This is a genomic window from Ulvibacterium sp., assembly GCF_965228935.1.
In the GTDB taxonomy this organism is placed as follows: domain Bacteria; phylum Bacteroidota; class Bacteroidia; order Flavobacteriales; family Flavobacteriaceae; genus Ulvibacterium.
Genome location: NZ_OZ245846.1, coordinates 5,423,375 through 5,448,926, shown reverse-complemented (window position 1 = coordinate 5,448,926; position 25,552 = coordinate 5,423,375). Strand labels below are relative to the sequence as shown.

Here is a 25,552-nt window from a genome sequence, read left to right as displayed (position 1 = left end):
CGCGTTGATCTTATAGTTTAGGGCAGAGAAAATAGGCAATTATCCATGAGGACCGTAATCAATACCTACAACAAAATTTCCCCATATGCCCATATAAAAATTGAGCCTTTTGACATCAACAAACGGTATACCAAGCCCCACAGGCACAACAAGTACTTGGAACTGGTCTATTTCAGGAAGGGTTCGGGCCTTCACCATATGGACCTTAAAAGGTATCGCATAGAACCTCCCGTAGTTTTTGTAATCCGAAAAGACCAAGTACACCATTGGGAAATCAATACCCTGCCCGAGGGATTCGTCATTATCATCAAAGAAGAGTTTTTGGAGAGAACCCTGGATAAAAAGATCAACCACCAACTTGGGCAGTTAAACCAGAAACAGGTTATTGATGTTGGGCCGGATGCTACCATCGATAGCCTCTTTGAACTCCTGTGTAGGGAAACGAAGCAAAACACATCAGGTCAAAACGAAGTAATAGAGGGATCCTTAAAGGCCTTATTGGCCAAGATACTGAGCTATGCCATAACGGAAAGCGCCCCCTTTATGGGTGATAAACTATCCCAATTCAATACCTATTTGGGAAAACAACTAAAAAACGACGTTTCGTACTATGCCAAAATGTGCAATACTACTTCCCAAAATTTAAACGCCCTTTGCCAAAAGGAATATTCAAAGACCGCCTCCAAGGTAATCGCCATACATATCATAAAAGAGGCAAAGCGCTTGTTGAACTTCACGGACCTTTCGGTGACCGAAATCGCTTTCAAATTGAATTTCAAGGATGTTTCCCATTTTGTGAAGTACTTTAAACGGCATGAGGGCAAGACCCCGATCCAGTTCAAAAAACGGCAATGATACCTTAACTTTTTCAAATACACCGTCAGCCCTTATCGTCCTGGTGTAGCTTTGGCATTTGGACGCCTGTATTTTTTCAAATGAAGCTACCCCTACGTATTCTTTTCATCCTACTTCTTGTTTCACATTTTGCTTTTGCCCAGATTACCGGAAAAATTGTTAGTAGCAATACCAACGGCCCTTTGGAATACGCCACGGCTGTTTTGTATGACCAGGAAAATAGCAAATTGGTTACCGGGGTGATAACGGATGATAAAGGTATTTTTAGCTTAATCGATCTAAGAAAGGGTACGTACTATTTGGAGGTTTCCTTCATTGGCTTTAAGACAAAAACTATTCGGGATATACGGTGCAACAGCAGTACCGATGCCAATGAACTAGGTGTCATTGCCCTGGACATTGGGGCAAACCAATTGAACGAGGTAGTGGTACAGGCCGAAAGTGCCACGGTAATCAATAAAATTGATAGGCAGGTATTCGAGGCTTCCAAATTTCAGAACAGTTTGGGAGGCAATGTAACGGATGTGCTAAGAAACCTCCCTTCGGTCGCTGTCAATGGCCTGGGCGAGATCAGTGTACGGGGAAGTACCGGATTTGTGCTATTGCTCAATGGAAAACCGATACAGGGGAATGCCGCCGTTTTCTTGAACCAGCTTCCCGCAAATTCGGTGGAAAGGGTAGAGGTGATAACGGCACCCTCGGCAAAATATGACCCGGAGGGCAAGGCGGGCCTATTGAACATTATCCTACAAAAAGAGGCGGTAAACGGTACTTTTACGCAGGTGAACATAAGAGCAGGCCTTCCTTCCATCGAAGGGTACGGCAATGCCGAACCTTCCCGACGCTACGGGGTGGATCTTACCCACAATATCCGCAAGGAAAAATGGAACTTTTCCTTTGGGGCCAACTACCAGCGAAACGATCTGGCCGGTAGGCGGGAAGGGGACGTCTTTACGATCATCAACGATACCCTTACCCGTTTTCCCTCCGATGGGGAACGTAGTTTTGATGAGGTGAATTTTAGCGGAAGGTTTACGGTGGATTATCAGCCCGATACCCTCAATACGGTTTCCTTGGGATTTTACGCGGGGGAACGGCAGAAGGACAGGACCGCGGATATCCTGTACTTTGATAACCATGCCATTATCCCTGCCAACGGTACGGAGCGTTTGTATACCTTTCAATATTTCAATGAAAACCTCCGGGAAAGGATAGGGGATTTTATTTTGGGAAGTCTGGATTACGCACATACCTTTCGGGACCGCTCCAAATTATCGGCTTCCCTGCTCTATGAATATACCTTATTGGGCGGGCCGACCACGAATCGGAATTTAGGTTTCCCCGATACCGATTTGGTATATCAGGATGAATTCAATACCAATGACAATCCCTTGAACGGGTTTCGTTTTCAACTCGATTATGCCTGGAAACCCTTTACCTTCGGAACCTTGGAAACGGGATATCAGTACCGCATATTGGACCATACGGGGGATTTTGTATACGAACGGCGCAACAATACCACGGGTGATTTTGAACTGGTACCGGAATTCTCCAGTGCGGTGGATTTAACACGAAGTATTCATTCCGCCTATGCCCAACTTAGCGGAAAAAAGGGAAAATGGGACTATGCCGCAGGAATTCGCTTGGAGGCCATGGATCGGGATTTTGACCTTCGGGACAGGACCAATACCATAGATACCACCTATACCTATAATTTTGTAAAACCCTTTCCCTCCGCTTCCCTGCAATATTCGGTAAACGAACGTACCCGTGTCAAGGCCGCCTATAGTAGGCGTATTGAACGTACCACCACCTTTAAAATGAACCCCTTTCCGGAAAGGGAGCATTCCGAGACCTTGGAACAAGGGGATGCCACCCTACTCCCGGAGTTTATCGATTTGGTGGAACTTGGGATAACCAAAAATTTTAAGGGCGATCATTCCTTGTTCGCTACCGCTTATTTTAGAAATGTTGAGAATTTGGTGAATCGGGTAAACACGGTCTTTAACGATACCATTTTAAACCGTATTTATTCCAATGTGGGCAGGGGTCGTTCCCTGGGACTGGAAGTGGGCGGTCAATTTAAACCCACAAAGAATTGGTCCAACTTTATTGGGGGCAATTTTTACAACTACGACATAGCGGGCACTTTTGATGATCGGGACCTGAATACCAATAGTTTTGTGTATTCCATCAATGCGAATAGCACCTATGCCTTTGCCCCCACGGCCTCCCTACAATTTACCTTCAATTATCTTTCGGCCCAAAACACTGCCCAGGGCGAGGATTCCCGTTTCTATTCGCCCAACCTAACGTTTCGAAAGACCTTTCTGGACAATCGGTTGGTGGCGACGTTACAATGGCAAAATATCGATATGGGACTCTTGGATACCAACGAGCAACGCATTACGACTGAAAGGCCGGGGGAATTTTTTACCACTACCAACTATGTCTATGAGGTGGATATGATCCTGCTCAATCTCAGCTATTCCTTCAACAAGAATACCAACAAGGCCCGGTTCATAGAAAGCGAATTTGGCAAACGGGAGTTTTAGTTTCCGAACCCCACCTTGCCTCAATGTTCAAGAATTCCCAAGCGTACCTTGGGTTCCTACAGGCGGAATTCGTAATTTAAAGGACGATAAACTTCAATACTCCAAGCACTATGATCAAGAATGGGTTAAGGGTTGGTTTACGTATTTTGTTCAAGTACCGACTCTATACGGGAATCAGCCTAATTGGAATGGCCATCGCCATCGCCTCGGTTTGGTATATCGCCAACTATGTCACCAATTCCTATCGCTATGATGCGTATCAGGACCATATGGATCGGATCCATAGATTGAGTATGCAAATTACCGCCGGGGGCCATACGGACCACTATGCCACCACTGGGAAACCTTTGGGCAGTGTTTTGGCGGAGAACTATTCCGGTATCGACCACTACGCGCGGTTGACTTTTCAGGGGAACCCCGTGGTACGGGTCAATGACGAGCTTTTTAAGGAAGACGGGTTTTATACCATCAATCCGGAGGGGTTGGCGGTATTTACCTTCGATTTTATTTCCGGAAATGCAAACGCTCCCTTAGCGGATCCCAATTCCATTTTGTTATCCAGGTCTTTGGCCGAAAAGTATTTTGGGCATACTGAAGTGGTAAATAAATCGATTACGATCGGGGATCGTCCCTATACCATACAAGGCGTGTATGAGGATTGGCCCAAGAACTCCCATGTAAATCCCAAGGCCTTGTTGCATTCGGAAGGACTGGCGTCCGATTATGAACTACAGGAGTGGTTTAACCTGGAGCATTATACCTATGTACTGATCGATGGGTCCATGGACCCGAAAGACTTGGATAACCAATTGGCCCAGATGACGACCGAACATCTAAAACCGGGTCTGGAAGGATCCGGGGTGGATATACAATTTAGGGCTGAACCCCTTAAAGGCCTGTATTTTGCACCCGCATTGATCGACGACGTGCCCAAGGGCAATGCCAAATATGTCTATGCGTTGTTATTCGCGGGCGTATTGGTGCTACTGATCGCGGGCCTCAATTCCATTAATCTGTCCCTGACGCAATCCACCCGACGCACCAAGGAAATTCAGCTGAAAAAAATGCTCGGCATATCGCGGGGACAATTGGTATTGCAGAGCGCTATGGAATCCGGGATTATGACGGTTTTGGTGCTGGGGGTTGCTGGAATCCTGGTACTGGCGTTCAACGGCACCTATTTTCAATATTCAGGCTTTCAGGCCTTGGACATCACCGGCCAATGGCTCCTTCTACTCGCTATTCCCTTGATTACCTTTGGTTTTGGGCTGCTGGGCACCAGTTATTCCGGGGTATACCTTTCGTTTTCCGGCAATTTGGTGAATACCCGGAAATCTTCGGTCCATACCTTTAAAAAGGTACTGCTCGGATTTCAGTTTGCCATAGCCGCGATTATCCTCATTGCCACGCTTACGATGAACAAGCAGATCCATTTTATGAAAAACAAGGATTTGGGCTTTTCCAAGGAACAGATCCTGATCGTGGACCTTCCGGAGGGCGAGGATTTGAAGGACAAGCACATCCAGTTTCGGGAACGGATCCAAAGCTTTCCCACGGTCCAAAATGCCTCCCTGATCGGGGGTGGCGCCCTGCCTGGCGAGGATAATGGAAAGGAGATTTTTCAGGTTATGGTTAACGGGGAGGAAGTGGAAAAGGTGTTTAACTTCTACCGGGTGGACGAAAGCTTTAGTGAACTGCTGGAGCTCCAATTGGCCCTAGGCCGAGACTTTGAAGCCGACCGGCCCAGCGATCAAGAGGATGCCGTATTGATTAACCAGGCTTTGGCCCAATCGCTACAATGGGAGAATCCCTTGGGCCAAACGATACGTTACGATGGTAAGCCCAGAAGGGTGATCGGGGTGGTACAAAATTTTCATAACCAATCCCTTCACAATGCCATAGAGCCCATTGTTTTTCTCTATGACGAGGCCTATGCCACCAAGTTGCTCGTAAAAACAGCGATGGCCAACGTGGGTCTGGTGGAGAAGGCCTGGGCGGACTTTTTCCCCAACACCCCTTTTTCGCTGTCTCATTTTAATCAATTTATTGATGCTATGTATACGAAGGAGGATCATTTGGCCAAGCTGTTGGGCTTCTTTTCCTTGGTTTCCCTGGGTTTGTGCTGTATGGGCCTTTTCGCCATTTTCTCCTTGCATTTGCTACAAAAGACCAAGGAATTGAGCATTCGAAAAGTATTGGGCGCCAACGCCTGGCATCTGGTACGGACTACCACCCGGAGTTATATAGGGGTCGCGGTACTGGCCCTAGGTGTGGCTATCCCGGTGGCGGGGTATCTTATGGAAAACTGGCTCAGCGGGTTTAGCTATAGAATTCCCATAGATGCTATGGTCTTTATCGGGGCCACCACTTTGATTTTGGGCATGAGTGGACTTACCCTGTTATACCATATTTTTAAATCCGTCCGCGTGAATCCCGTAACGTCTTTACAATCCGAATAGGCAGTACCACTACATACCCCATTGAAGCCTTATAGCTAGGGATAGGTAGCTCGCATGCCTTACGCAAAATGTAGGAGTGCCGACTGGCCCAATAGACCTAAAAATACTACATTCGTAAGGAAGGGATATATTGTCATATACCATTGTTGTATTCCATTTGAACAAACCCTATACGAATGCTAAAAAATGTACCCAAGGAATTTGAATATAAGCAGTATCTTCGTGAGATACTTCTCAAAAACGAGCCACAAATTCCATTGTACATTGCCACTGAAAAAGACTTTAAAAAAGGGGATGGCATAAATTATCCCTATAGAAGTCATTTTTATGCTTTCGGCTTGTTGCACGAAAGGGAATGCAAACTTCAAATAGGTATCGACACCTATGACCTAAAGAAAAAATCACTTACTGTAGTGGGACCAGGTATCGTCCGAAATTGGGTTGCCAATGATTGGGATATGAAAAACACCACCGTATTTTTCAAGGAATCACTTTTTAAGAATCCCTTTCAGGATAACTTTCTTTTGGGCTATGATTTTTTCAAGGTTGGAGCAAATCACGTAATCGATTTATCCGATAAAGCCTATTCCGACCTAAATGGATTACTAGAAGCATTGGAAAAATTTAAAGCCCACCCAAATGTTGGAGTAGGTATCCTGTTTTCCATTCTTGAGTTCATTAATTCTATCTATTTGGAGAATTCAACCAAGCATGTTCTCTCAAGAAACCAGGAAATTACCCGAAAGTTCAATGACCTTTTGACCCAAAATTACCGAACTCAAAAAAGTGTCGGTTTTTATGCCGGGAAAATGAACCTTAGTGCCAAGCATCTCTCGGAAGTCCTAAAAGAAACCGTGGGCAAAACCATAAAACAATCGATTGAAGAATTGATACTCCTCGAAAGCCAAAGTCTGCTCAAACAAACGGCGATGGAAGTAAAGGAAATCATGTATTGGTTAGGTTTTGAAGACCCGTCTTATTTCACAAAGTTTTTTAAGAAGAAAACCGGGCTTACACCATCGGAGTATCGCGTGTCCACTTAAATCCGTGAAAAGTACCAAACAAGCCGAATTTTACACTAACACCCACCTTTTCGGTATTTCGATATTTGTGATGTAATTAATTAGTAATCATAAATAGAGTAGTTATGAAAACTAAAAACCTAAAAGTAAATCAGCTTTCAGCGGGCGCCTTTAGAAATTATTTGTCGTATCTGGAAGCATTGGATAAAAAGGATGTGGAAGCTTACGGTAAATTTCTTTCCGACGACGTTGAAATGTGGTTCAACAACCAACACTTTGGTAGTGGAAAAGAAATAATCCTAAAAGGACTTGCGGAGTACTGGCAAAGTTTCGCCAGTATTGAACACGATTTGACCAACATTTATGGTTCGGACAAGAATTACGTCCTTGAAGCCCTAAATTACTATAAGCGACACGATGGAAAAGATGCCACGGTAAAAGCGGTTGCATTTACGGACTTGAACCAAAATGGAAAGGTAGAATCCGTAAGATTATATATGGATATGACACCCGTATTCAAATAAAACAGCACATAACAATGGATAAAAGTAATAGCGGTTTAGGTACTCACCCGTACCGTTTTTAGTTCTATTTTAATATCTTTTCAACCGAAAAGCAGTCGGTCAAAGCCACTACTATCTTTGTACGGGACCGTTGTGCTTAATTAAAGAGAATATTGATCGGGAGATTTAGATGGGTTTTTATCAATATCGCCTTGCTGTTTATAGCGGTGGTTTATGCTATTCCAAATGTTATCACGGAAAAGGAAGAACTTACCCAAGAGTATGGAACATTGCGAAAGGCTTACTTGGAAACTTATAAGTACAGGCCGAGAAAGTCATTTATCTACAAAGAAGCTCAAAGACTTGTATTGGTTACGTCGGACAGGATTGAACGGACGTATAGACTTTCCAACCACTATAGAATCCACTGGAATAAGTTTTTGGCAAAAGATGCCATAGGAAAAGAATTACGAGTTTACCTAGGAACGAATAATAGCCGAACAAATCCCTTGATTGTGGAATTCAACGGAAAAAAAGTCTACGGAAAATCATCAATGCTCCCGATTTATATTTTGATAACTGCAGGTGCCGTAGGACTGACCGTCTATAATCTGTACCAAGTGATTGAAAAAAATAACTGAGAAAAATGGTACTATAATTCAGTTCTACGAGATTATCAATGTGAATATTTGCTACTTTTAATTAGCTCAATTTCGTACTAGAAAATTTCTATCGAAATTTCTTGCGCCAAAATCATAAACGAAAGCATTGTGCCTAATTCGAAGAACACCGCAGAATTTCTAATTCAATCAAAGTGAATATATTCTCTTATCATTTAGTCGAACTTCCCTTTTTTATTGCGACAAAAAGAATCTTCTTTAATCCAATTTCCAAAAGTACACAAGGACTGATTCACTCGGAATATATGACAGCTATGACCCTAGGCTCTCCAATCTTATCTACATCCAGAATTTTAATAGGACAAGTCGCAGTTTTTATGCAATGGGAAAATGAGATTGCACTTGGAAATTATTTGGAAAAAGACAGTTTTGGAAGAATTTTAGCAAAAGGTTGGCATGTACGTTTGTCTTTTATTAGGGAATGGGGAAAATTTAGTGGATTCAAGATACCAGAACATAAATACAAATTGGAAAGTCTAAACTCTCCGGTTGTAGCCGTAACCATTGCAAGAATGAAGCCTTTTGCAATCCCGAGATTTATCCATTGGGGAAGACCGGTGGAAAAACTAGTTAGGGACCATCCAGGAACGACACTTTCATTGGCATCCGTAAAGTTTCCAAACACAGTATCCACTTTTTCAATTTGGAAAACGGAAAAAGAAATGACCGATATGGTTCATGGTCATAGCCCGGTCGAAAGACCAAAAAGACATTCGGCTGCAATGAGAGAAAGAGAAAGAAAGAACTTTCATTTTGAGTTCACTACTTTAAGGTTTAAGCCTTTAGCCGAATTCGGTGAGTGGAAAGGAAAGTCAAATTTTATTCCCAACACATACGAGTTCAGGTAAAAATGGGAATAGCAAATACAAAACAAAGCATACAAGATTGGATTACTCAACAATGGGTAATTATTTTTGGAAAGAAAATCAATAAAGCAAGACATAAATGGCTTCTAGGTCCTTTTGGAGGTACTAATGGTATTGGTTTAAAATTTGTCAAGGAATTAGCGGAAAAAGAAAATTTGTTTATTGACAACAAAAAAAAGGACAGGGGATTAATCCAATCAATCGACCAGCTAAACTTATCTAACAATGAATTGAACGTTTTGTCTCAAGATGTTATTGACTTTTACCAAAATACATCTAACTATGATCTGCGATTAAAAGTAAAATGGAATCCATTATTTAAGGGTTTCGGCATTTTAGTGAGATTAATTTTCAGCAAAAGGATAGAACAACTAAATGTTCCGATTCACAACTTAAAAGACTCTTCGGGATTGACAAGTGAAATAATCCAACTATTGGATTCTAAAACAAATGAGGTTAAAAGGACAGTTTGGCTTCGAACATTTAAATCAACAGGTCAAATAGTTTATTCCGGTATTTATGAAACTTGCGTAATTCCATCAGGTAAGACCTGCATCAAAGCAATTTTTCCTTTACCAAATGGAAATGCAACGGTTATATTAACCCCAAAAATTGGAAAGAGTGGCGAACTCATACTGGATTCGTCAGGACAAAAAATTGGAGATAGCGGGTTTTATTTTTTACTAAAAGATTCTAAAGGGCAATTATGGACTAAGTTTATTAGATCATTTAAGGATAATCTAGTAGTAAGATGTGTGAATGATAGAATTACTGCCATGCAAACCTTAACTTTATGGAATATGAGGGTGCTGAAATTTGAATATGAAATAGAAAAAATCACACAATAATAATACCCGACGGGATGCTATGATACCATACTTAATTCCTTGTAAACCATTTTAAATTACCTCCAAAAGCTTTTTAAAATCATAAACAAATTCCAATGAGCAGTATTCAGGATATGAATAATCGGATGAAGCAAAATCGGAATTTGAGACCTTCAAAACGCGGAAAATTCAAAGGGAATGATCGAGAAACCCTTTACACCGAATTAAACCCAGAGGACAAACCAAAATTCAAAGAGTTTTCAAAGTTTCAAGTAAAAAAGGCGATTGACAGATTTAACGAACAGTCCAGGTCTATAAAACGCCTAGAGTTGATAGTTTCAATTGTATTTATTGGAGTGATGGGTACTTTATTGTTTTACAATATCCTTCCTAAAAAGGGCAGTCCACAGATAGCTAAAGTCAATACATCCAGGTTTAATTACATAGTAGAACCTCATGTTACATGGAGTGGAAAATTATACGAACCACTTAGCGTTCCACACTCTGACTACTTTTATGTTCCAATGGTAGGCAACTTAGATTATGTTGATTTAGAACGCACTTACAGAATACCGAGTTCTAACATGGTTGTAGAGTACACCAGCAATATTCTGTTTCTCGACAAAAACTGTGACATCATCAATAAACTACTACCCAAAAATGGGTCTATTCGATATATGAACGTTATCCCAAGAAATGAAGAATTCAAACCGGAAAAAATCATTTATAAACTAACACAGGATGAACCAAATGTATTTGGTAAGATATATAATCTTGAAAAACACTTTTTTTACGTCTCCGACCTGGACGGTAAAAACTTAACAAAAATCACCGATCGTGAAGTAAGAAGTTTTCAATGGGACAGTCAGCGAAAGGAAATTCTATTTTACTTTTATTACAACAAGAGAATGAACGATAGCCTTCATGGAGTTTTTAATATTGAATCAAATACATTTAGGTTAGACAGCCGACAGGAAAAAGGGTAAAATGATTTGCCAACAAAAGAAAAAAGACCAAACTTTTAATACGCACACTTATGTTATCCTTTTTTGGATTAGGAAAAAGCAAAGCACAAGAAAGAGAATCAACGGAAGAACAAAAAGGAATAATTGGCAGATATCTTGAAAATGAGCTGCCGGTGATTATGAGATTCGTGAACGAACTTCCCAATAAGAAAACAATTGAAAAGTTGCCATTTCTGACTGTTGTTTCCTGGAAATATGATGGCAATGAAAATAATGGAATGCCGCCGAAAATAATAAATGGGAAAATGATTGTTTTGGAAAAGGCTTTAGAAGATGCAATGGACAAAACGGACATTTTCACTAACGCATACAGCAGAACAGGAAATAATTTGAAAGAATTGGTTTATTATACCACCAAACAAGACGACTTTATGGCAATGCTAAATCGGGCTTTAAAAAAGCACGATATTTATCCGATTGAAATAAACTTTTACGAAGACAAAGAGTGGACTGACTTTAAAAAAGTGCTTAATGATTTTAAAGAGAAATAACGCCTGCCAACCATAGTGGCCTATGTCCAAAATGTTGGTGTGCCGGCGGGCGTAGTCGATTAAAAAAAGGCTACATTCGTAAGGATGGGATATAGGATTATTGATCAATGTATTATTGTTATGCTTAGTTTAAAATGAACAATCAGAATTCACTTTATTCGATTTTATTCTTATTGCTCGCAAACTTTGCTTTTGCTCAGTCGGACGAAATCAAAAAATTACTGGAGCCGAAAGAAACGGATTCATTATTCATTCTTGCGATTGAAAACTATACAAAAGAGTTGGATGGACTGGAATCGAAAACAATCTATGTTCAGTATGAAAACTATCTTTCCAGATTGCCCAAAACGATTAATGGATTTGAAATAATAAAACTCGGACTTGCAAATCGAAAAAAATATTTTAGGAAAAACAAAAACCGATTGACTCTAGTGGAAATTTCACCCTTGACAATTGAAAATGGACTTTTCAATATCACTTTAATTCTATACGCAGCAAAACTCAAAGGGAAAAGAAAATTGGAATTATCATATAGCCATTTTCATAGGACTTATTTCAAATGTTTAAATGGAAGACTAATTATGGACAAAACTGAAGGTGGTGGAATCTAAAAATTAAGCACAACAACAGTAATCGTTGTCCAAAAATGTAGGGGTACCTGCTAGCCTAATCGACCTTAAAATACTAGAGTAATAGGGATGGGATATAGGACTAGATACTATTGTGGTATCCAATTCAACGGTAAGGGTTGGATCACCTATTTGTGCTCCAAAACTTCCCGTACAGATTTGGCAGTATCCAAAACCATCCGGTCAAACGGGATGGGCTTCCAATTAAAAACGGCTTTTGTTTGGCCTATGTCACCTTTATATTTTTTACCGACATAAGGCAACATTCCTTTCATTTCACTATTAAAATTGGATAATAGTTTGACCATAAAATTGGGAGCCACACCTGTACCTACCTTGTCATATCCATTGGACTTTAGCGTCTGGGTAATCTCTTGATACGCGTGGGCATTTTCCGTAGCCACTATAAAACGTTGGCCACTGGCCTGTTCATTTTCCAAGGCCAAAACGTGAATTTTGGCAACATCCCGTACATCCGACATATTCATACTGGCATGTATCATTTGCTTTAGCTCACCCGTTAAAATGCGCTTAAATAGGGACATGGACTCACCGGACAGATTATGGGAAAAGGTCGGGCCATATACGGGCCCGGGATGTATCGTTACCAATTCCAATCCCTTGTCCTTAGCAAATTCCCACGCTTTCATTTCTGCCAGTGTTTTGCTTTTTAGATAGGCAGTGGCATGTTTGGCATTAACATTTGTCCAACTCCCTTGATTTATGTTTTCATCTCCTTGTACATCACCTAGCATGGCCACCATTGAAGACGTTAAGACCACTCGGCTGATCCCAGCTTTGTGGGCGGCCCTTAGCGCTCTTAAAGTACCTTCGACCGCGGGTTGTATCAGCTCATTCTCATCTTTGGGTATTTTGGAAAAAAATGGGGAGGCCACATGCATCACATAATCACAATCTGAAACTGCTTCATCCCAACCTGTATCATTTAACAGATTCAGTTCACAAAATTCAAGGTTATCCAATGCGTCTACCTGCTCTTTGATGGAGTCTGCAATGGATTCCGCTTTTGCCAAACTTCTGATCGAACCCTTCACCGCATAGCCGCTCTTTAATAAGGCAACGGCACAATGTCTTCCTATAAATCCCGAAACCCCGGTCAACAGTACTTTTTTCATATGGGCTTAAATTTTTACTTTTGTTTTAGAAGCAAAAATATAATTTTACTTCTAATTTGAAAGTAATATTCGAAAGTTTTTCCAATGAAAGATATATTCCGTTGCAATTGTCCCATCACTTCTGCGCTTGACCTTATAGGTGACCGGTGGTCCCTTGTCATCATTAAGCAAATACTCTTCGAGGCGAAAAGTACATTCAAGGACTTTACGGAAAGTAACGAGGGTATTGCTACCGGTATACTGTCTTCACGATTAAAAATGCTGGAAGAATTTGGACTTTTGGGCAAAAAAAAGTTACCGGGAAACCGAAAATCCAACTTTTACTATCTAACGGACAAGGGACTTTCTTTGACCCCCCTACTCATAGAGTTGTCATTGTGGAGCAGGGACCATTTGCAGGAAATCCATCCTAACTTGAATCTCCATGAAGCCTTGTCTACGGTTGAAAAGAATAAAAAGAAAGCCTGTGAGCAGATTATTACACAATATAAAAAAGGGCTACAACAACCTGTCCCATGAAAAGCACCAAGGGAGTTTTCCAAACCTGCCCGTATACCAAAGGCATGTAAACCTGAAAGCAGGAATTCGTTAACTTGAAACTTGGAAACCATCAAAGGCAGGAACAAATCATATACAAAACTAGTGCCACCCACTAAAACCAACACAATGAAAGTGGATATAATCGGAGCCGGAATAGGTGGATTAACAACCGCCGTAGCGCTTCAACAAAAAGGAGTGGAAGTTCGTATTTACGAACAAACAGATAAGTTAAGACCCGTTGGTGCGGGAATACTACTTGCAAACAATGCAATGCAGGTTTACCAAAAATTGGGACTTAAGCCTCAAATTGAAAAATTTGGGAATCCAATATCCTTAATGAATATCACAACCAAGGATTTAACGGTGTTATCAACTGCCGACTTAAAACATTTTGAAACAAGGTACAACTGCAAAAACATAGCTATCCACCGGGCAACCTTGCAACGGATACTGACAGAACATTTGCAACCCAACTCCTTGAATTTGGGGTATAAACTTGCTGAAATAAAAACCTACGACAACAAGAATCTTTTGCGATTTGAAAATGGGGAAGAAATAACCTCTAGAATTACCTTGGGAGCCGATGGACTTGATTCAACGGTTAGAAAACAATTGTTCCCGAACACGAAGACCCGAACGGCCCATCAAATTTGTTGGCGTGGTGTGGTCAACATTTCCCTACCCCAGAAATTTCAAAAAGAACTCAATGAAGCCTGGGGTAATGGGGACAGATTTGGGTTTGTTCAAATTGCTCCAGGCAAAGTGTACTGGTACGCTTTGAAGTCATTTAATAAACAAACCAACACGTATTCAATTGAAAGATTATCCAACTATTTCTCGGACTACAACGAAATAATCAGGAACATAATACATCATACCCCTACCGAAACTATTCATACAGCAACCATTGAGGACCTGAAATCGATAAAAAGCTGGTTCAAGGGGAATGTCTGCCTAATTGGTGACGCTGCCCACGCTACGACGCCAAATATGGGACAAGGAGCTTGTCAGGCGATTGAAGATGCGTACATACTGGGAGAGTGTTTGGATAAATTTAATACCGAAAAGGCATTTTCGACTTTTCAAAAGCTGAGAACCCCTAAGGTAAAAAAGGTTGTGAGTACAAGTTGGCAAATTGGAAAATTGGCGCATTGGAAAAACCCGATGGCCATAAGCTTAAGAAATCAACTTATCAAAATGGCACCTAAGCATATGGGCAGAAAGCAATCAGAAAAAATATTTGAACTTGAAACCGTACGATAAAAGCAACCGGTGGCAAAGATGTGTACGGAATCATGGCCACCTAGGGGCGCTTTATATACTATCCGTTACGCACAATGGCGCAAAACCACTATATAGTAAGGACCAATGAGCAAAGACCAACTTAAAACGTATGTACAAAACTTTGTTGCGTTAAGCGATGATGAAATGGACCAGTTCTTGTCCAGCTTCGAGGAGGTCAAGGTCAAAAAACGGCAATTCATCGTCCAGCCCAACTTTGTAAACCAATACCGGGCCTTCGTGGTAAAGGGTGCTTTCCGAACCTATGCGGTGGCAGATAACGGACAGGAGCATACCCTTCAATTTGCCATCGAAAACTGGTGGGTTTCGGATTTTAACAGTTATCTATACCAACACCCCGCCACCCTTTTTGTCATAGCCTTGGAGGACAGTACCATCCTTCAGCTTGCATATGGCAAAGAACTGGAATTGAAAAAGGCCAATCATAAATTTGAGACTTTTTTTAGGATCATGGCGGAAAAAGGACTTGCCTTTGAACATCGAAGAATCCTTTTTAACCTGACGCATTCCGCAGAGGCGCGTTACGAGAATTTTTTATTGAACTTTCCCAATTTCGTCCAACGTGTTCCCCAGTATGCCCTGGCTTCCTATCTAGGTATGACCACAGAGTTTTTATCGAGAATACGCAATAAGCGAACGCGGAAAAAAAGTTGAACTACATCAACCTTTTTTCTTGATCTGCTTCATTTTAATTGATTTTGGATTGCCGGACTTTTACCCTGTCAATATTGACATGCAATTCAAAAAAAATAAAAAATGGAACAATCATTAAATGAAATCTTCTCGGCAAAGAACGAGATGGTAAAAAAAGGGCAAATCGTAAAAGCTACTGAAAAGTACTTCGCTTCCGATGCCAGGACCCATGATTTTGATGGTACGGCAACCACCGGAAAATCCGAAATGTTGGCCAAAATGCAAGGTTTTGCCGAGGCCATTGCCAAAGTAAACGGTATTACGCTGCATAATGCCTCATTACATGGGGATGTTTCCTTCGCGGAGTTCACTTTTGACTTTGATATGAAGGACGGGAGCAAAATTTTATGGCACGAGATACTCCGTACGGTTTGGGAAAATGGACAGATTGTAGAGGAACAATACTTTAAAGCTTAAAGTTATGGGATTCGTAACCAAAAAAATGCACGCCTATCTGGATTATCCGGTAGCCGTGGCACTTATCGTTTTGCCCTTTGTATTGGGGTTGGGAAATTCCAACCCCTTGGCTTGGCAACTCTCTGTCATTACAGGAATTGCAGCCTTTGTTCTCACCATCTTGACCGATCATCAGTTAGGGTTATATCGCGTCGTTTCCTATAAGGGACATTTAAATGTCGATGCCTTGGTGGGAATCGTATTTGTAGTGGCTCCCTTCGTGTTCTCGTTTGAAGGGCTGGATGCCTATTTCTATTGGATAAACGGTGCCGCGGTCTTGACCGTGGTCAGTTTGCATAAACCGGAAATGGCGAAATATTCATAAAATCAAAACAATTTATTTAACAATAAAATTTAAAAAAATAATCATGAAATCAATATCAATACTAGTGGCTATGCTCTTCATTTCATCATTTGGTCTAGCACAAAATTTTAGTGCCGCAATGAACACGGACGACAGTAAAATAGCCCTGCAAGGATACAGTCCGGTTTCCTATTTAGATCTGGGCATAGCCCAAAAGGGATTAAAGGAATATCAGCTTACCCATGAGGGCATAAAGTATTACTTTACAAGTGAAGAACAGAAAAAATCCTTTAAGGCAAATCCTAAGAAGTATTTGCCAGAATATGGGGGGTATTGTGCTTTTGGAGTTTCCGTTGGGGCGAAGTTTAGAATAGATCCCAATAAATTTGTGGTAAAGGAAGGGAAGTACTATTTGTTCCTTTATGATTTGGAAGTAGATGCACAACAGTTATGGTTGGCCGGCAACCATCAGGAACTGGTAACTAAAGCGGATACCAATTGGAAAAAGCTACGCATGAAATAATACCGGTAAATCCCTTAAAATCAAAACACCTGAAGCCTTAGCCTCAGGTGTTTTTACTGCTTGCACCAAATGTCCAAGTTTCCGGTCCAACATTCGAACGGGGGATACCTCAAAGTTGCCTTTATTTCCCCGTCCTTGCATTCTGATCGGTTCGTCCGTTGTCATAATGTCCCTTTATCGCCGTGACTTTTCCATTTTCCTCTAACATTTCAATACGAAATGCAGGGACTTCCGCTATCCGAAACTTGTTTTGGGACATGGGGATAAGCTCGTATTCCGTGTTTCCCTCCCTTTGGTAGTAGAGCGTACCCTCTTTGAAATGGATTTTCCTAGGGCCATAATTCCCCACATAGGATTTCAGGATCTTTTGATCCACCGCAACAGGTTCCATTTGGGATTGAATACCTTCCATAGCCCATTGGAGGAAAAAGGTGTCTTCTTGCCCTGCATTCTTTTCTAACAACATCTCCAGGGCCTTGAGCTTGGCGGTTTCCAGGGCATCCTCGGCCCGGACCTTAATATGAGGCTCTACGCCAGTACCTTCCCAGTTGGTCTGGGTAATAGGGTTAATGGCCCTCCCGTCCGGGACGAAAATGGCAAAACGTTCCGTAGCGATTTGCGTTCCCCCGGGATGTGCACCGCCGCCGGTAACCTCCCCGATCAAGGTGGCCCGTTCCAGGTTGCGAAGGTTGTAACTGAATTCCTCGGCAGCGGAGAACGTACTGCTACTGGTCAATACGTAAACCGGTACATCCGGTCTACGTTTTCCGGGTACATAGGGCAATGTCCAAGTCTGTGTCTGTTCATCATTGGCCCTATTATAAAAATTGTTGAGATGTACCCTTTCCGGCCCGTACAGGTAACTGGTGATCAGCTGGATCATGGCCGGACTCCCGCCTCCGTTCCGGCGAAGGTCAATGATCAGGGCATCCGTATTGCTTAAAAAGTTCATGGTCGCCGCCGCCGCTGCACCGGCCTCCTCGTCCACACCAAAAAAGCCGCTGAGGTTCAAATACCCGATGTTCCCGTCCAGGATCTTTACTTCCCGAAACCCGTAGTTGGAGCGTCTGTTGTTGCGCAAGCGACGCTCTGCAAGGGCAACACTGTCGGCTTCAGAAAGTTCGGCGTTTCGTCTTCGGGCAATACCTTCGGGATCAAATCGTACCCTTAGGTGCAGGTCCTTGCTCACGGATTGGATATCCTCGGTAAGCTTCTGGGCGAATTCTTGCGCCTCCTTTATCTTATCGTACTTCTTGTTTTGAAGTTGGGTTTTGAGAAAATCACTCATTTTAAGGGCCGTTTCCGGAAAAATATAATTGGACCCCAAAATGGTGGAAATGGAGTCGACGACCTGTCTTTTTTCTTGGGCGGAGATGCCGCTGTTGTTGTTTTGGGCCGTACAGGCCAAGACCGTTCCAACTAGGAAGGGCAGAAGAAGGGTTCGAATTTGTTTCATGATTGTTTCGATTTTTGATTTGTATTTTGACAATTGTCGGTGATGCATTGCAATAGGTTGCGTAGGGTCTCTACTTCGTCGGCACTTAGCCCTTTTAGGGCCGTGGCCCTATTCTCCATAATGATGGGTATGGATTCTTGTTGCGCCATTTTCCCCATTGGAGTCAGTTCCAAGGCGTACCGGCGACGGTCATCGGGATTCAAAGATCTTTCCAAAAATCCCTTGTTGACCAACAGGTCTATCATGCGGGTAATGGAAGCGTGATCCTTGAATACCCGTTCCGCAATTTCCCGCTGGGTTAACTTGGGATTGTCATAAAGGGTCTTTAGCACCAACCATTGATCTATGGTCAGGTCTTGGTTCAAGGTGTTTAGGTTGCGTTGGGCAAATTGACGGTATGATTTAATGGCTTTTTCCATCACGTAAAAAAGCACGCTTTCCAACCGGGGTATAGTCTCTGTCTCTTTCATTGATACAAATATAATTGATATATCAATTATATGCAATAATTTACTTTAAGGCTGTTTTGAAATGTGTTATTTTTAAGCGGATCCATTTCGTAGCCCGATTCAATGGGATGAACTTAAAATCTATAGATAACATTGGTAAAACATCAAAACAACGTTTACATGAACCGTTACGATCAAATACGTTGATTTAAAAGCACCATGATGAAAAACAAAATCGAAAATATAATACCTGTCTTACCCGTAAAGAATCTAAACAGAAGTGTCGATTACTATGTCAACATCCTTGGATTTAAGGAAGATTGGAGAGGGGTTGCCGTTGGATCGGTGTCATGTGATGGGTGTAGCATTATGCTTAGCGAGCTCATTAAAACCTCACATCCCAACTGGGTTTGGATCGGATTACAGGATGCGACCGTATTCGAGGAATTAATGAATAAAGGTGTAAAAGTAATTCAGGAACCCATGAACCACGACTGGGCGTACGAAATGAAGTTTGAAGATCTGGACGGGAATGTTCTTTGGTTAGGTACAGGCCCAAGAGACGATTTGCCCAAAGTATAAATCCTTTAGGAAATTAAAGAGGATAAATCAACTTGTAGGAAATGGGCGCAAGGACTGTATCAGGAATCTAAAACAAGCTGAGTGACAAGAAACTTATGGCGGGCCTTACTATCGGTTGGTTTGTAACAAACATGGAAAAGTTCAGACTATACTACTTGGGGAACTTGATACCACTTTTGAAAAACTAACACTTTATAAATTAATAATGGATTCATTAAAAATAGGTTCGATAGTTCTTAGTATTTGGAGTGGTTTAAATTTTTTTCCTTCATTGTATGTCGTAATCGATATTCTTTTTCTAGGCGAGCACCCACCTGGGTTATACGCTATATTAAGTGCAGAGGATATCCAATCCATGAGCCCTGAAATGTTGGCTACCGTGGATTCTATCGGCCTCTTTGCCAATTTATCCGTAGCGGCTTTAAATGCTTTGATTCTGATTGCTATTTGGAAAGGGCTAAATAACAGGACGGTCTGGGTCTATTGGGCTTTGTTGGTAGCATCCATTTTTGCACTTTTGGCAGGAGTAGCGGCCGACTATGCGGTTGATTTTGCCTTTCCCGAAGTAAACACGGTATCGGCGTTGATTTTGGCCCTAGGTTTTATATTTTCCGGAATTGGACTCTTTAACCAGGTGGATAAAAAGTAATCGATAACAAATTATAGGCGATTAAAAAACCCGAAAGGCAAGACTGGGATATTGACCATAACAATTTTACTTTTTGGGATATCAAAATGTATTATTTTTAATTGGCCCTCTTTATAATAGACGTTGGTTACTTTTGAAATGGAACAATTAAAATATGGTGGATTTACACGAAATCATTGAAAATCATTATTTCAGGGAAGACCTTTATGAGGATATCCTAAATCGACTCACCAAACAAGGAATTGATTTGGAAAAAATTACAAGGGCGGACCTATCCGGTGTTGATGAGTTTCATGTACGTGGCGCAGCGGTGTCCCAAGAACTGGCCGGTACCATTGATTTAAAGGGAGCAAGCGTTTTGGATGTAGGCTGTGGTCTAGGAGGACCATGCCGAATGCTAGCCGATGAATTTGATTGTAAATGCACGGGAATCGATTTGAGTGCCGAATACATCAGAACGGCCACTAAACTATCCAAATTGGTGGAGCTTTCCGATAGAACTACTTTTGTACAAGGGAACGCTACGGATCTGCCGTTTAAGGAAAAAACTTTTGATGTTGTTTGGACGCAACATGTCCAAATGAATATTCCGGATAAGGATAAATTCTATTTTGAAATTTTTAGGGTGTTGAAACCGGGAGGATATTTGTTGTATTATGACATTTTTAAGAATAGGGAAGGTGAAATAGGTTATCCCATGCCTTGGGCAAGTAATGGGGGCCAAAGCTTCCTTTTTAAATCGGAGGATATGGAACGGATATTGAGCGATTTGGGATTTTCTAAAGTCCATTTCCAGGACCAAACCAAGGCAGGTGTCGATTTTTTTGAGGCCTTTATTGCAAAACTCAAGAAATTGGGTCCGCCTAAAATCGGGTTGAATGTTTTAATGGGAGAAACTACAAAACCCAAAATACTAAACCTTTTGACTCATTTGAAACAAGGTACGTTGGCACTCCAGAGTGGGGCCTACAGGAAATGGATATGATGTTAAATCACCGTCGCATACAGGATAAATGTAGGGACCGGGATTAGGTAATAGTAGTTGTGCGTCCTCTACCAAATCTAAAATACATGTTATATGAAATGGAATGGGCCAGCATTGATACTTTTGATTTTACTAACTGTTTTTTGCAAAAACGGAGCAATGGCACAAGGCATCGGTATGGATAACATATATGCTTGGTGTATTGTTCCCTATGACCGTTTGGAACGATCTCCAGAGGCTAGGATAGCCATGCTCAAGAAGATGGGCATCACAAAATACGCCTATGATTGGCGAGAGGAACATCTTGCCCAAATGGCAGAAGAATTACAATGGGCCAAAAAGCAGGGGGTTAAGGTCATATCGGTTTGGATGTGGATAGATGCTCGAGGGGACACTTTGGGAAAGTTAAGCGACTCCAACGAAAAGGTGTTTGAAGTTATCGAGGAAGTCGATTACAAGGGACAGATTTGGGTGAGTTTCGCCGCCAATTTTTTTGAAGGTTTATCCAATTCCGAAGCGGTAGCAAAGGGAACGGAAATGATTGCTTTTTTGAGTAAAAGGGCAACCGCTTTGGGCTGTAAGATAGGGCTGTACAATCATGGTGATTGGTTTGGGGAGCCCAGGAATCAGATACAAATCATCAAGGCCTTGCCGGACGAGGATCTGGGTCTGGTCTATAACTTTCATCATGCCCACCACCAAATAGATGCGTTCCCGGAGATGATAGACACCATACTACCGTATCTTTGGTATGTAAACCTCAGTGGCCTTAGAAAGGAAGGACCTAAAATTCTTACCATAGGGGAGGGGGATTATGAAAAAGAAATGATCCAACTACTATTGGAAAAAGGGTATACGGGGGATTTTGGTATACTAGGCCATGTAGCGGAAAAGGATGTGGAGCTGGTACTGAAGGCAAATTTAAATGGTTTAAGAAGGATGAACTTTAAATAGGGGATGTTCCTAGGATGTTATTCGGAATCAGTAAACTTGGTATAAGAATCTAGATGGATCGAGTATCTTTTGAAAATGAAATCAGGGTGTGAAAGAATTTGAATCGATAAAAACACTGTACAGACCTGTACAACCCACTATTCTCCCTTCGTTTAAAATTGTTTCCTATCGTGAAATTTTACCCGATCCCGCCCTTCGGAACGTTATCTATTGTTACTGGCAGTTGAAGACTTTGGAACCACTTGCCCATCAATTCAATTATCGGGTGGTGGCAGATGGTTGTATCGATATTTTTTTCAACAACCAGAATGTTTCCGAAAGTTTTATCATGGGCTTTTGTAAAGAGTACACCGAATTTCCCCTGGAGAACTCCTTTGATTATGTTGGCATTCGATTTTTTCCCTCCATGGTGCCGCAATTGTTTCAGGTCAACGCCCAGGAACTGAGTAATAAAGCCGAAAGTTTGGAACTCGTCCTGCCGAAAATTGCGCAAAGCCTGGCACGGCATATTTCCCCAAAGATGGATTTGAAATGGGTAGCGGTCCATCTGGATCGGATAATGGGTAGTGTTTTTAGTACAGTGGAATTTGATAAGGATTATCGATTGTATAAGGCCTTATATCTTATTTTAAAAAATTGGGGCACTATTGAAACGGAGTCGAAATTGGATATTGGGGTAAGCCCAAGACAATTACGACGGATTTTTAATCATTATATCGGAACAACGCCCAAAACCTTTAGTAAAGTAGTTCGCTTTCAGAATATCCTTAATGCCAAACCTTCCCTACAAAACCTCACCCAGAACAAGTTGTTCTATGATGTAGGCTTCTATGACCAATCGCACTTCATCAAGGATTTCAAGAATTTCTATGGGGTAACCCCGACCCGGGCATTTCGCTAATATGTCCGATTTTTACAATGGTACCCGAAGGTTCCCCAATACCTTTGTTTGATACAAAAAAATACAACGTATGAAAACTTTAATCACTTTGCTGTTTGTAGGAGCCGTTGCCACCGGATTTTCGCAAACACCACACAAAACCAGTAATACTATGAAACTAAACGCGGGAGTAATTACGGAGAAATTGGTCGAAACAAAGGATTTTTACATGAAGAATCTCGACTTTGGGGTAACCTTTGAAAATGAGTTCTACCTCCTTTTGCATGCCCCCGGCAAACAGGCGGAACTAAGCTTCTTAAAACCTAACCATCCCACTCAACAACCCATATTTCAGAGACCGTTTAATGGGAAGGGGATGTATCTGACCATAGAGGTGGACGATGTAGACCAACTATACAAAAAAATCAAGGGCAAAGGGGTGCCCATAGCTATTGAATTAAGGGACGAACCTTGGGGAGACCGGCATTTCGCAATAGTTGACCCGAACGGTATTGGAATTGACCTGGTTACCTTTACAAAACCCACCGTGGAATAAAAACCAAAGCCAACACCGATAACATAAAAAAAGGGGAGCATTTGCTCCCCTTTTCGGATTCTTATGAAAACCGTATCAGTGCCAATGTGGTATGCCTACGGTGATTTCTCCAGCTTTCGTGTCGGGTCAAGGACCTTTCGGTAGCGCTGTAGTTTTCCTTACGTTGCTTCTTTGTATGTTTCATTTTTTTACTTCGTTATTTGTTTGTTGTGATGGGCGCAATAGGCGTCCCTTTTTACACATACAGTAAGACGTATAAATGCCGATAATCTTACAGGTTTAAGAAGAGTTTAACACCTCGGTAAGCCCTACGGAGCGGGAGTTGACAGCGATTTGATGAAGCCGGGTTTTAACTCCGCGTTTCTACGGAAAGCTCCCCTTCAAAACTTCAAGATACCATACAGGTAGTATCTGCTCTTAGAAAGCCATTTTAGGCCTTTAAATGCCAATTTAGGCTGCAAATCACCTTTGTCAAAAGGAAAAAAGGGGTTTTGTCCAGTAACTTTGAATATTTTGTTAAAATTCATTCAAAGGTGTTCCTATCCTAAACAACATGCTTTCATTTGTAGTAGAGAATAGGTAATAAGCGGAAATCCAATCCTGCTAATTGGTCTGTTACTGCTAAAAACGGTGCCCAATGTTTCATGGTCGAATTCTTGGGTTTAAGTAAAAATAAACCGTATAATTGGTTAATATGAAATTTTTTAAGGGACTCATATTTTTATCTTTCCTTATTTTGTTGTCCTGTAGTGAAAGAAAAAGCCATCCGATGAACGGTGTCCATAGGATTCACGAGAACATTGCTACGTTTCCCAATATTGTGTACAAAATGATTGATTCCCTGGATATTGAACTGGATGTACACGTTCCCGTTCTAAAACTGGGAGAAGAACCTTGGGATATTCTATCGGAGCAATTAAAACCAACACTGATATATTTTCATGGAGGTGGTTGGGTAGAGGGGGAAAGGACTTCAAGATTTTTGGGTCTGCTACCCTATTTGGAAAAAGGTTGGTGTGTAGTGAACGTAGATTATAGATTATTGGATAAAACCGATCTTATCGGTTGTTTGGACGATTGCAACGATGCCGTGAATTGGGTTTTGGAAAATTCTTCCAAATACAAGTTCGACCCCGATCGTATGTATGTATCCGGAGAATCCGCAGGAGGCCATATGGCCATGCTGACCGGTATGATGGATGATAGGGCCAGACAAGACATCCTATCCAATCCAAAGGATCGAAAAATTGCAGGAATTATAAATTGGTATGGCATAACAGATGTAGGGAAAGCAATTAAGTTCTGGGACGATCCCTCCTATACCAAAACGATTTCGGATAAATGGGAAGGCGATTTGGACATGTATTATGACTTAACTTCCCCCATAAATTATATCACAAAGCATACCCCGCCTATATTAAGTATCCATGGAGATGCCGATGTAAACGTGGCAATTGGGCAATCCATCGCTTTGCACAAACACCTGGATGATGAAAAAATTAAAAATCGTCTCATCAAGGTTCCTGGTAAAAAACACGGTAATTTTTCAGCGGAGGAATTGGCAGCGATATTTGATGGTATTTGGGCCTTTCTTGAACCGTAAGTGGAAGAATTTCCAAGGTGGACCCATTCAATAAATTGAAAATGTATTCAACAGCTTTGTTACTTCGAATTGCCAAAACTGCTTCCGTATTCGCCATAGGAATTATGGCCTTGATCATCGTCATCGGGAACACCACCGACTATTACACCAACTATAATTTTGTGGAACATGTCCTAAAGATGGATACCATATTCCCCGATAGCAATATTCAGTATCGGGACATTAATAATCCCATATTGATACATGCCGGATATATTTTACTTATTATCCTGGAAGCAGTAATGGCATTTTGTTGCTTAAAAGGAAGTTGGGTTCTTTTCAAAAATCTAAAAAGTGATGCCACCACCTTTCATGCTGCCAAGAAATGGTCCATTGCCGGACTTATTGTGGGAATACTCATTTGGTTCTTTGGTTTTGAGGTAATCGGGGGCGAGTGGTTCGCTATGTGGCAGAGTACCGTTTGGAATGGATTGAGTAGTGCCGAAAGAATTGTGACATTTATAGTGCTGACCCTTATCCTTTTACATCTTAAGGATGAAGAACTTACAAATTAGCAGTAATCAAACATATAA

Annotated in this window: 29 protein-coding genes; 25 read left to right on the top strand and 4 right to left on the bottom strand. The window is 41.5% G+C overall.

Features of this window, described 5'->3' with window-relative positions; all coding sequences use genetic code 11:
- Positions 1-45: 45 nt before the first annotated feature.
- The 11 genes from ACO06Y_RS23050 to ACO06Y_RS23000 all read left to right on the top strand — a co-directional run bounded on the left by ACO06Y_RS23050 (position 46) and on the right by ACO06Y_RS23000 (position 11,894).
- Complete coding sequence (locus ACO06Y_RS23050) at positions 46-855, top strand: helix-turn-helix domain-containing protein (protein WP_422081418.1); 810 nt, start codon at positions 46-48, stop codon at positions 853-855.
- Between the two features lie 80 nt (positions 856-935).
- Positions 936-3,410 (top strand): TonB-dependent receptor domain-containing protein, encoded by a 2,475-nt coding sequence (locus ACO06Y_RS23045; protein WP_422081417.1) that lies wholly within the window; start codon positions 936-938, stop codon positions 3,408-3,410.
- A gap of 110 nt (positions 3,411-3,520) precedes the next feature.
- Positions 3,521-5,869 (top strand): ABC transporter permease, encoded by a 2,349-nt coding sequence (locus ACO06Y_RS23040; protein ID WP_422081416.1) that lies wholly within the window; start codon positions 3,521-3,523, stop codon positions 5,867-5,869.
- A 176-nt stretch (positions 5,870-6,045) separates the two neighbouring features.
- A complete protein-coding gene (locus ACO06Y_RS23035; protein WP_422081415.1) occupies positions 6,046-6,912 on the top strand; it encodes a helix-turn-helix domain-containing protein in 867 nt (288 codons plus the stop codon).
- 104 nt (positions 6,913-7,016) lie between these two features.
- The gene (locus ACO06Y_RS23030; protein ID WP_422081414.1) at positions 7,017-7,415 is read left to right on the top strand and encodes a nuclear transport factor 2 family protein; all 399 of its coding nucleotides are present in this window, start codon (positions 7,017-7,019) and stop codon (positions 7,413-7,415) included.
- 152 nt (positions 7,416-7,567) lie between these two features.
- On the top strand, positions 7,568-8,035 hold the full coding sequence (locus ACO06Y_RS23025; protein WP_422081413.1) for a hypothetical protein: 468 nt from the start codon (positions 7,568-7,570) through the stop codon (positions 8,033-8,035).
- Positions 8,036-8,208: 173 nt separating this feature from the next.
- A complete protein-coding gene (locus ACO06Y_RS23020; RefSeq protein WP_422081412.1) occupies positions 8,209-8,922 on the top strand; it encodes a hypothetical protein in 714 nt (237 codons plus the stop codon).
- A 2-nt stretch (positions 8,923-8,924) separates the two neighbouring features.
- Positions 8,925-9,788: a hypothetical protein gene (locus ACO06Y_RS23015; RefSeq protein WP_422081410.1), complete on the top strand. Its 864-nt coding sequence runs from the start codon at positions 8,925-8,927 to the stop codon at positions 9,786-9,788.
- Between the two features lie 95 nt (positions 9,789-9,883).
- Positions 9,884-10,753 carry a hypothetical protein gene (locus ACO06Y_RS23010; protein WP_422081409.1) on the top strand — a complete coding sequence of 290 codons (870 nt, stop codon included), beginning with the start codon at positions 9,884-9,886 and terminating at the stop codon, positions 10,751-10,753.
- A 50-nt stretch (positions 10,754-10,803) separates the two neighbouring features.
- Complete coding sequence (locus tag ACO06Y_RS23005) at positions 10,804-11,283, top strand: DUF695 domain-containing protein (protein WP_422081408.1); 480 nt, start codon at positions 10,804-10,806, stop codon at positions 11,281-11,283.
- Between the two features lie 134 nt (positions 11,284-11,417).
- Positions 11,418-11,894, top strand: a complete 477-nt coding sequence (locus ACO06Y_RS23000) for a hypothetical protein (RefSeq protein WP_422081407.1) — start codon at positions 11,418-11,420, stop codon at positions 11,892-11,894.
- Between the two features lie 146 nt (positions 11,895-12,040).
- Here the strand turns inward: ACO06Y_RS23000 and ACO06Y_RS22995 are convergent, their stop codons facing one another.
- Positions 12,041-13,048 (bottom strand): NAD-dependent epimerase/dehydratase family protein, encoded by a 1,008-nt coding sequence (locus ACO06Y_RS22995; protein WP_422081406.1) that lies wholly within the window; start codon positions 13,046-13,048, stop codon positions 12,041-12,043.
- Positions 13,049-13,132: 84 nt separating this feature from the next.
- Here ACO06Y_RS22995 and ACO06Y_RS22990 point away from each other — a divergent pair, with 84 nt between their 5' ends.
- The 6 genes from ACO06Y_RS22990 (at position 13,133) to ACO06Y_RS22965 (ending at position 16,866) form a co-directional block, all read left to right on the top strand.
- Entirely contained in the window at positions 13,133-13,567 is a 435-nt protein-coding gene (locus tag ACO06Y_RS22990) for a winged helix-turn-helix transcriptional regulator (protein ID WP_422081405.1), read from the top strand.
- Positions 13,568-13,714: 147 nt separating this feature from the next.
- Positions 13,715-14,851, top strand: a complete 1,137-nt coding sequence (locus ACO06Y_RS22985) for an FAD-dependent monooxygenase (RefSeq protein ID WP_422081404.1) — start codon at positions 13,715-13,717, stop codon at positions 14,849-14,851.
- A 105-nt stretch (positions 14,852-14,956) separates the two neighbouring features.
- Positions 14,957-15,544 carry a Crp/Fnr family transcriptional regulator gene (locus ACO06Y_RS22980; RefSeq protein ID WP_422081403.1) on the top strand — a complete coding sequence of 196 codons (588 nt, stop codon included), beginning with the start codon at positions 14,957-14,959 and terminating at the stop codon, positions 15,542-15,544.
- 102 nt (positions 15,545-15,646) lie between these two features.
- Positions 15,647-16,000, top strand: a complete 354-nt coding sequence (locus ACO06Y_RS22975) for a hypothetical protein (RefSeq protein ID WP_422081402.1) — start codon at positions 15,647-15,649, stop codon at positions 15,998-16,000.
- A gap of 4 nt (positions 16,001-16,004) precedes the next feature.
- A complete protein-coding gene (locus ACO06Y_RS22970; RefSeq protein ID WP_422081401.1) occupies positions 16,005-16,364 on the top strand; it encodes an SPW repeat domain-containing protein in 360 nt (119 codons plus the stop codon).
- A 43-nt stretch (positions 16,365-16,407) separates the two neighbouring features.
- Complete coding sequence (locus tag ACO06Y_RS22965) at positions 16,408-16,866, top strand: YHS domain-containing (seleno)protein (RefSeq protein ID WP_422081400.1); 459 nt, start codon at positions 16,408-16,410, stop codon at positions 16,864-16,866.
- A gap of 121 nt (positions 16,867-16,987) precedes the next feature.
- Here the strand turns inward: ACO06Y_RS22965 and ACO06Y_RS22960 are convergent, their stop codons facing one another.
- Positions 16,988-18,322 (bottom strand): S41 family peptidase, encoded by a 1,335-nt coding sequence (locus tag ACO06Y_RS22960; protein ID WP_422081399.1) that lies wholly within the window; start codon positions 18,320-18,322, stop codon positions 16,988-16,990.
- Positions 18,319-18,792 (bottom strand): MarR family winged helix-turn-helix transcriptional regulator, encoded by a 474-nt coding sequence (locus ACO06Y_RS22955; RefSeq protein WP_422081398.1) that lies wholly within the window; start codon positions 18,790-18,792, stop codon positions 18,319-18,321. The genes ACO06Y_RS22960 and ACO06Y_RS22955 overlap by 4 nt, the downstream gene beginning before the upstream one ends.
- Positions 18,793-18,990: 198 nt before the next feature.
- On the opposite strand from ACO06Y_RS22955, the gene ACO06Y_RS22950 reads away from it, so the two are divergent.
- The 6 genes from ACO06Y_RS22950 (at position 18,991) to ACO06Y_RS22925 (ending at position 23,377) form a co-directional block, all read left to right on the top strand.
- Entirely contained in the window at positions 18,991-19,353 is a 363-nt protein-coding gene (locus tag ACO06Y_RS22950) for a VOC family protein (RefSeq protein WP_422081397.1), read from the top strand.
- Between the two features lie 205 nt (positions 19,354-19,558).
- Complete coding sequence (locus ACO06Y_RS22945) at positions 19,559-20,002, top strand: hypothetical protein (protein ID WP_422081396.1); 444 nt, start codon at positions 19,559-19,561, stop codon at positions 20,000-20,002.
- Between the two features lie 154 nt (positions 20,003-20,156).
- Complete coding sequence (locus ACO06Y_RS22940; RefSeq protein WP_422081395.1) at positions 20,157-20,987, top strand: methyltransferase domain-containing protein; 831 nt, start codon at positions 20,157-20,159, stop codon at positions 20,985-20,987.
- 159 nt (positions 20,988-21,146) lie between these two features.
- Positions 21,147-21,941, top strand: a complete 795-nt coding sequence (locus ACO06Y_RS22935; protein WP_422081394.1) for a sugar phosphate isomerase/epimerase family protein — start codon at positions 21,147-21,149, stop codon at positions 21,939-21,941.
- A gap of 88 nt (positions 21,942-22,029) precedes the next feature.
- Entirely contained in the window at positions 22,030-22,842 is an 813-nt protein-coding gene (locus tag ACO06Y_RS22930; RefSeq protein WP_422081393.1) for an AraC family transcriptional regulator, read from the top strand.
- A 151-nt stretch (positions 22,843-22,993) separates the two neighbouring features.
- Positions 22,994-23,377, top strand: a complete 384-nt coding sequence (locus ACO06Y_RS22925) for a VOC family protein (RefSeq protein WP_422084213.1) — start codon at positions 22,994-22,996, stop codon at positions 23,375-23,377.
- A 61-nt stretch (positions 23,378-23,438) separates the two neighbouring features.
- Here ACO06Y_RS22925 and ACO06Y_RS22920 read toward each other — a convergent pair whose 3' ends face one another.
- On the bottom strand, positions 23,439-23,561 hold the full coding sequence (locus tag ACO06Y_RS22920; RefSeq protein WP_422081392.1) for a hypothetical protein: 123 nt from the start codon (positions 23,559-23,561) through the stop codon (positions 23,439-23,441).
- A gap of 510 nt (positions 23,562-24,071) precedes the next feature.
- Here ACO06Y_RS22920 and ACO06Y_RS22915 point away from each other — a divergent pair.
- Together ACO06Y_RS22915 and ACO06Y_RS22910 are read left to right on the top strand one after the other, a co-directional pair.
- Positions 24,072-24,980: an alpha/beta hydrolase fold domain-containing protein gene (locus tag ACO06Y_RS22915; protein WP_422081391.1), complete on the top strand. Its 909-nt coding sequence runs from the start codon at positions 24,072-24,074 to the stop codon at positions 24,978-24,980.
- 41 nt (positions 24,981-25,021) lie between these two features.
- The gene (locus ACO06Y_RS22910; protein ID WP_422081390.1) at positions 25,022-25,534 is read left to right on the top strand and encodes a DUF2165 family protein; all 513 of its coding nucleotides are present in this window, start codon (positions 25,022-25,024) and stop codon (positions 25,532-25,534) included.
- Positions 25,535-25,552: the final 18 nt, after the last annotated feature.

What these genes read in the sequence shown, in the direction of transcription:
- ACO06Y_RS23050 (WP_422081418.1), top strand. Translation starts at nt 46, where the DNA reads ATGAGGACCGTAATCAATACCTACAACAAAATTTCCCCATATGCCCAT.
- ACO06Y_RS23045 (WP_422081417.1), top strand. Translation starts at nt 936, where the DNA reads ATGAAGCTACCCCTACGTATTCTTTTCATCCTACTTCTTGTTTCACAT.
- ACO06Y_RS23040 (WP_422081416.1), top strand. Translation starts at nt 3,521, where the DNA reads ATGATCAAGAATGGGTTAAGGGTTGGTTTACGTATTTTGTTCAAGTAC.
- ACO06Y_RS23035 (WP_422081415.1), top strand. Translation starts at nt 6,046, where the DNA reads ATGCTAAAAAATGTACCCAAGGAATTTGAATATAAGCAGTATCTTCGT.
- ACO06Y_RS23030 (WP_422081414.1), top strand. Translation starts at nt 7,017, where the DNA reads ATGAAAACTAAAAACCTAAAAGTAAATCAGCTTTCAGCGGGCGCCTTT.
- ACO06Y_RS23015 (WP_422081410.1), top strand. Translation starts at nt 8,925, where the DNA reads ATGGGAATAGCAAATACAAAACAAAGCATACAAGATTGGATTACTCAA.
- ACO06Y_RS23010 (WP_422081409.1), top strand. Translation starts at nt 9,884, where the DNA reads ATGAGCAGTATTCAGGATATGAATAATCGGATGAAGCAAAATCGGAAT.
- ACO06Y_RS23005 (WP_422081408.1), top strand. Translation starts at nt 10,804, where the DNA reads ATGTTATCCTTTTTTGGATTAGGAAAAAGCAAAGCACAAGAAAGAGAA.
- ACO06Y_RS23000 (WP_422081407.1), top strand. Translation starts at nt 11,418, where the DNA reads ATGAACAATCAGAATTCACTTTATTCGATTTTATTCTTATTGCTCGCA.
- ACO06Y_RS22995 (WP_422081406.1), bottom strand. Translation starts at nt 13,048, where the DNA reads ATGAAAAAAGTACTGTTGACCGGGGTTTCGGGATTTATAGGAAGACAT.
- ACO06Y_RS22990 (WP_422081405.1), top strand. Translation starts at nt 13,133, where the DNA reads ATGAAAGATATATTCCGTTGCAATTGTCCCATCACTTCTGCGCTTGAC.
- ACO06Y_RS22985 (WP_422081404.1), top strand. Translation starts at nt 13,715, where the DNA reads ATGAAAGTGGATATAATCGGAGCCGGAATAGGTGGATTAACAACCGCC.
- ACO06Y_RS22980 (WP_422081403.1), top strand. Translation starts at nt 14,957, where the DNA reads ATGAGCAAAGACCAACTTAAAACGTATGTACAAAACTTTGTTGCGTTA.
- ACO06Y_RS22975 (WP_422081402.1), top strand. Translation starts at nt 15,647, where the DNA reads ATGGAACAATCATTAAATGAAATCTTCTCGGCAAAGAACGAGATGGTA.
- ACO06Y_RS22970 (WP_422081401.1), top strand. Translation starts at nt 16,005, where the DNA reads ATGGGATTCGTAACCAAAAAAATGCACGCCTATCTGGATTATCCGGTA.
- ACO06Y_RS22965 (WP_422081400.1), top strand. Translation starts at nt 16,408, where the DNA reads ATGAAATCAATATCAATACTAGTGGCTATGCTCTTCATTTCATCATTT.
- ACO06Y_RS22960 (WP_422081399.1), bottom strand. Translation starts at nt 18,322, where the DNA reads ATGAAACAAATTCGAACCCTTCTTCTGCCCTTCCTAGTTGGAACGGTC.
- ACO06Y_RS22955 (WP_422081398.1), bottom strand. Translation starts at nt 18,792, where the DNA reads ATGAAAGAGACAGAGACTATACCCCGGTTGGAAAGCGTGCTTTTTTAC.
- ACO06Y_RS22950 (WP_422081397.1), top strand. Translation starts at nt 18,991, where the DNA reads ATGATGAAAAACAAAATCGAAAATATAATACCTGTCTTACCCGTAAAG.
- ACO06Y_RS22945 (WP_422081396.1), top strand. Translation starts at nt 19,559, where the DNA reads ATGGATTCATTAAAAATAGGTTCGATAGTTCTTAGTATTTGGAGTGGT.
- ACO06Y_RS22940 (WP_422081395.1), top strand. Translation starts at nt 20,157, where the DNA reads ATGGTGGATTTACACGAAATCATTGAAAATCATTATTTCAGGGAAGAC.
- ACO06Y_RS22935 (WP_422081394.1), top strand. Translation starts at nt 21,147, where the DNA reads ATGGCACAAGGCATCGGTATGGATAACATATATGCTTGGTGTATTGTT.
- ACO06Y_RS22925 (WP_422084213.1), top strand. Translation starts at nt 22,994, where the DNA reads ATGAAACTAAACGCGGGAGTAATTACGGAGAAATTGGTCGAAACAAAG.
- ACO06Y_RS22920 (WP_422081392.1), bottom strand. Translation starts at nt 23,561, where the DNA reads ATGAAACATACAAAGAAGCAACGTAAGGAAAACTACAGCGCTACCGAA.
- ACO06Y_RS22915 (WP_422081391.1), top strand. Translation starts at nt 24,072, where the DNA reads ATGAAATTTTTTAAGGGACTCATATTTTTATCTTTCCTTATTTTGTTG.
- ACO06Y_RS22910 (WP_422081390.1), top strand. Translation starts at nt 25,022, where the DNA reads ATGTATTCAACAGCTTTGTTACTTCGAATTGCCAAAACTGCTTCCGTA.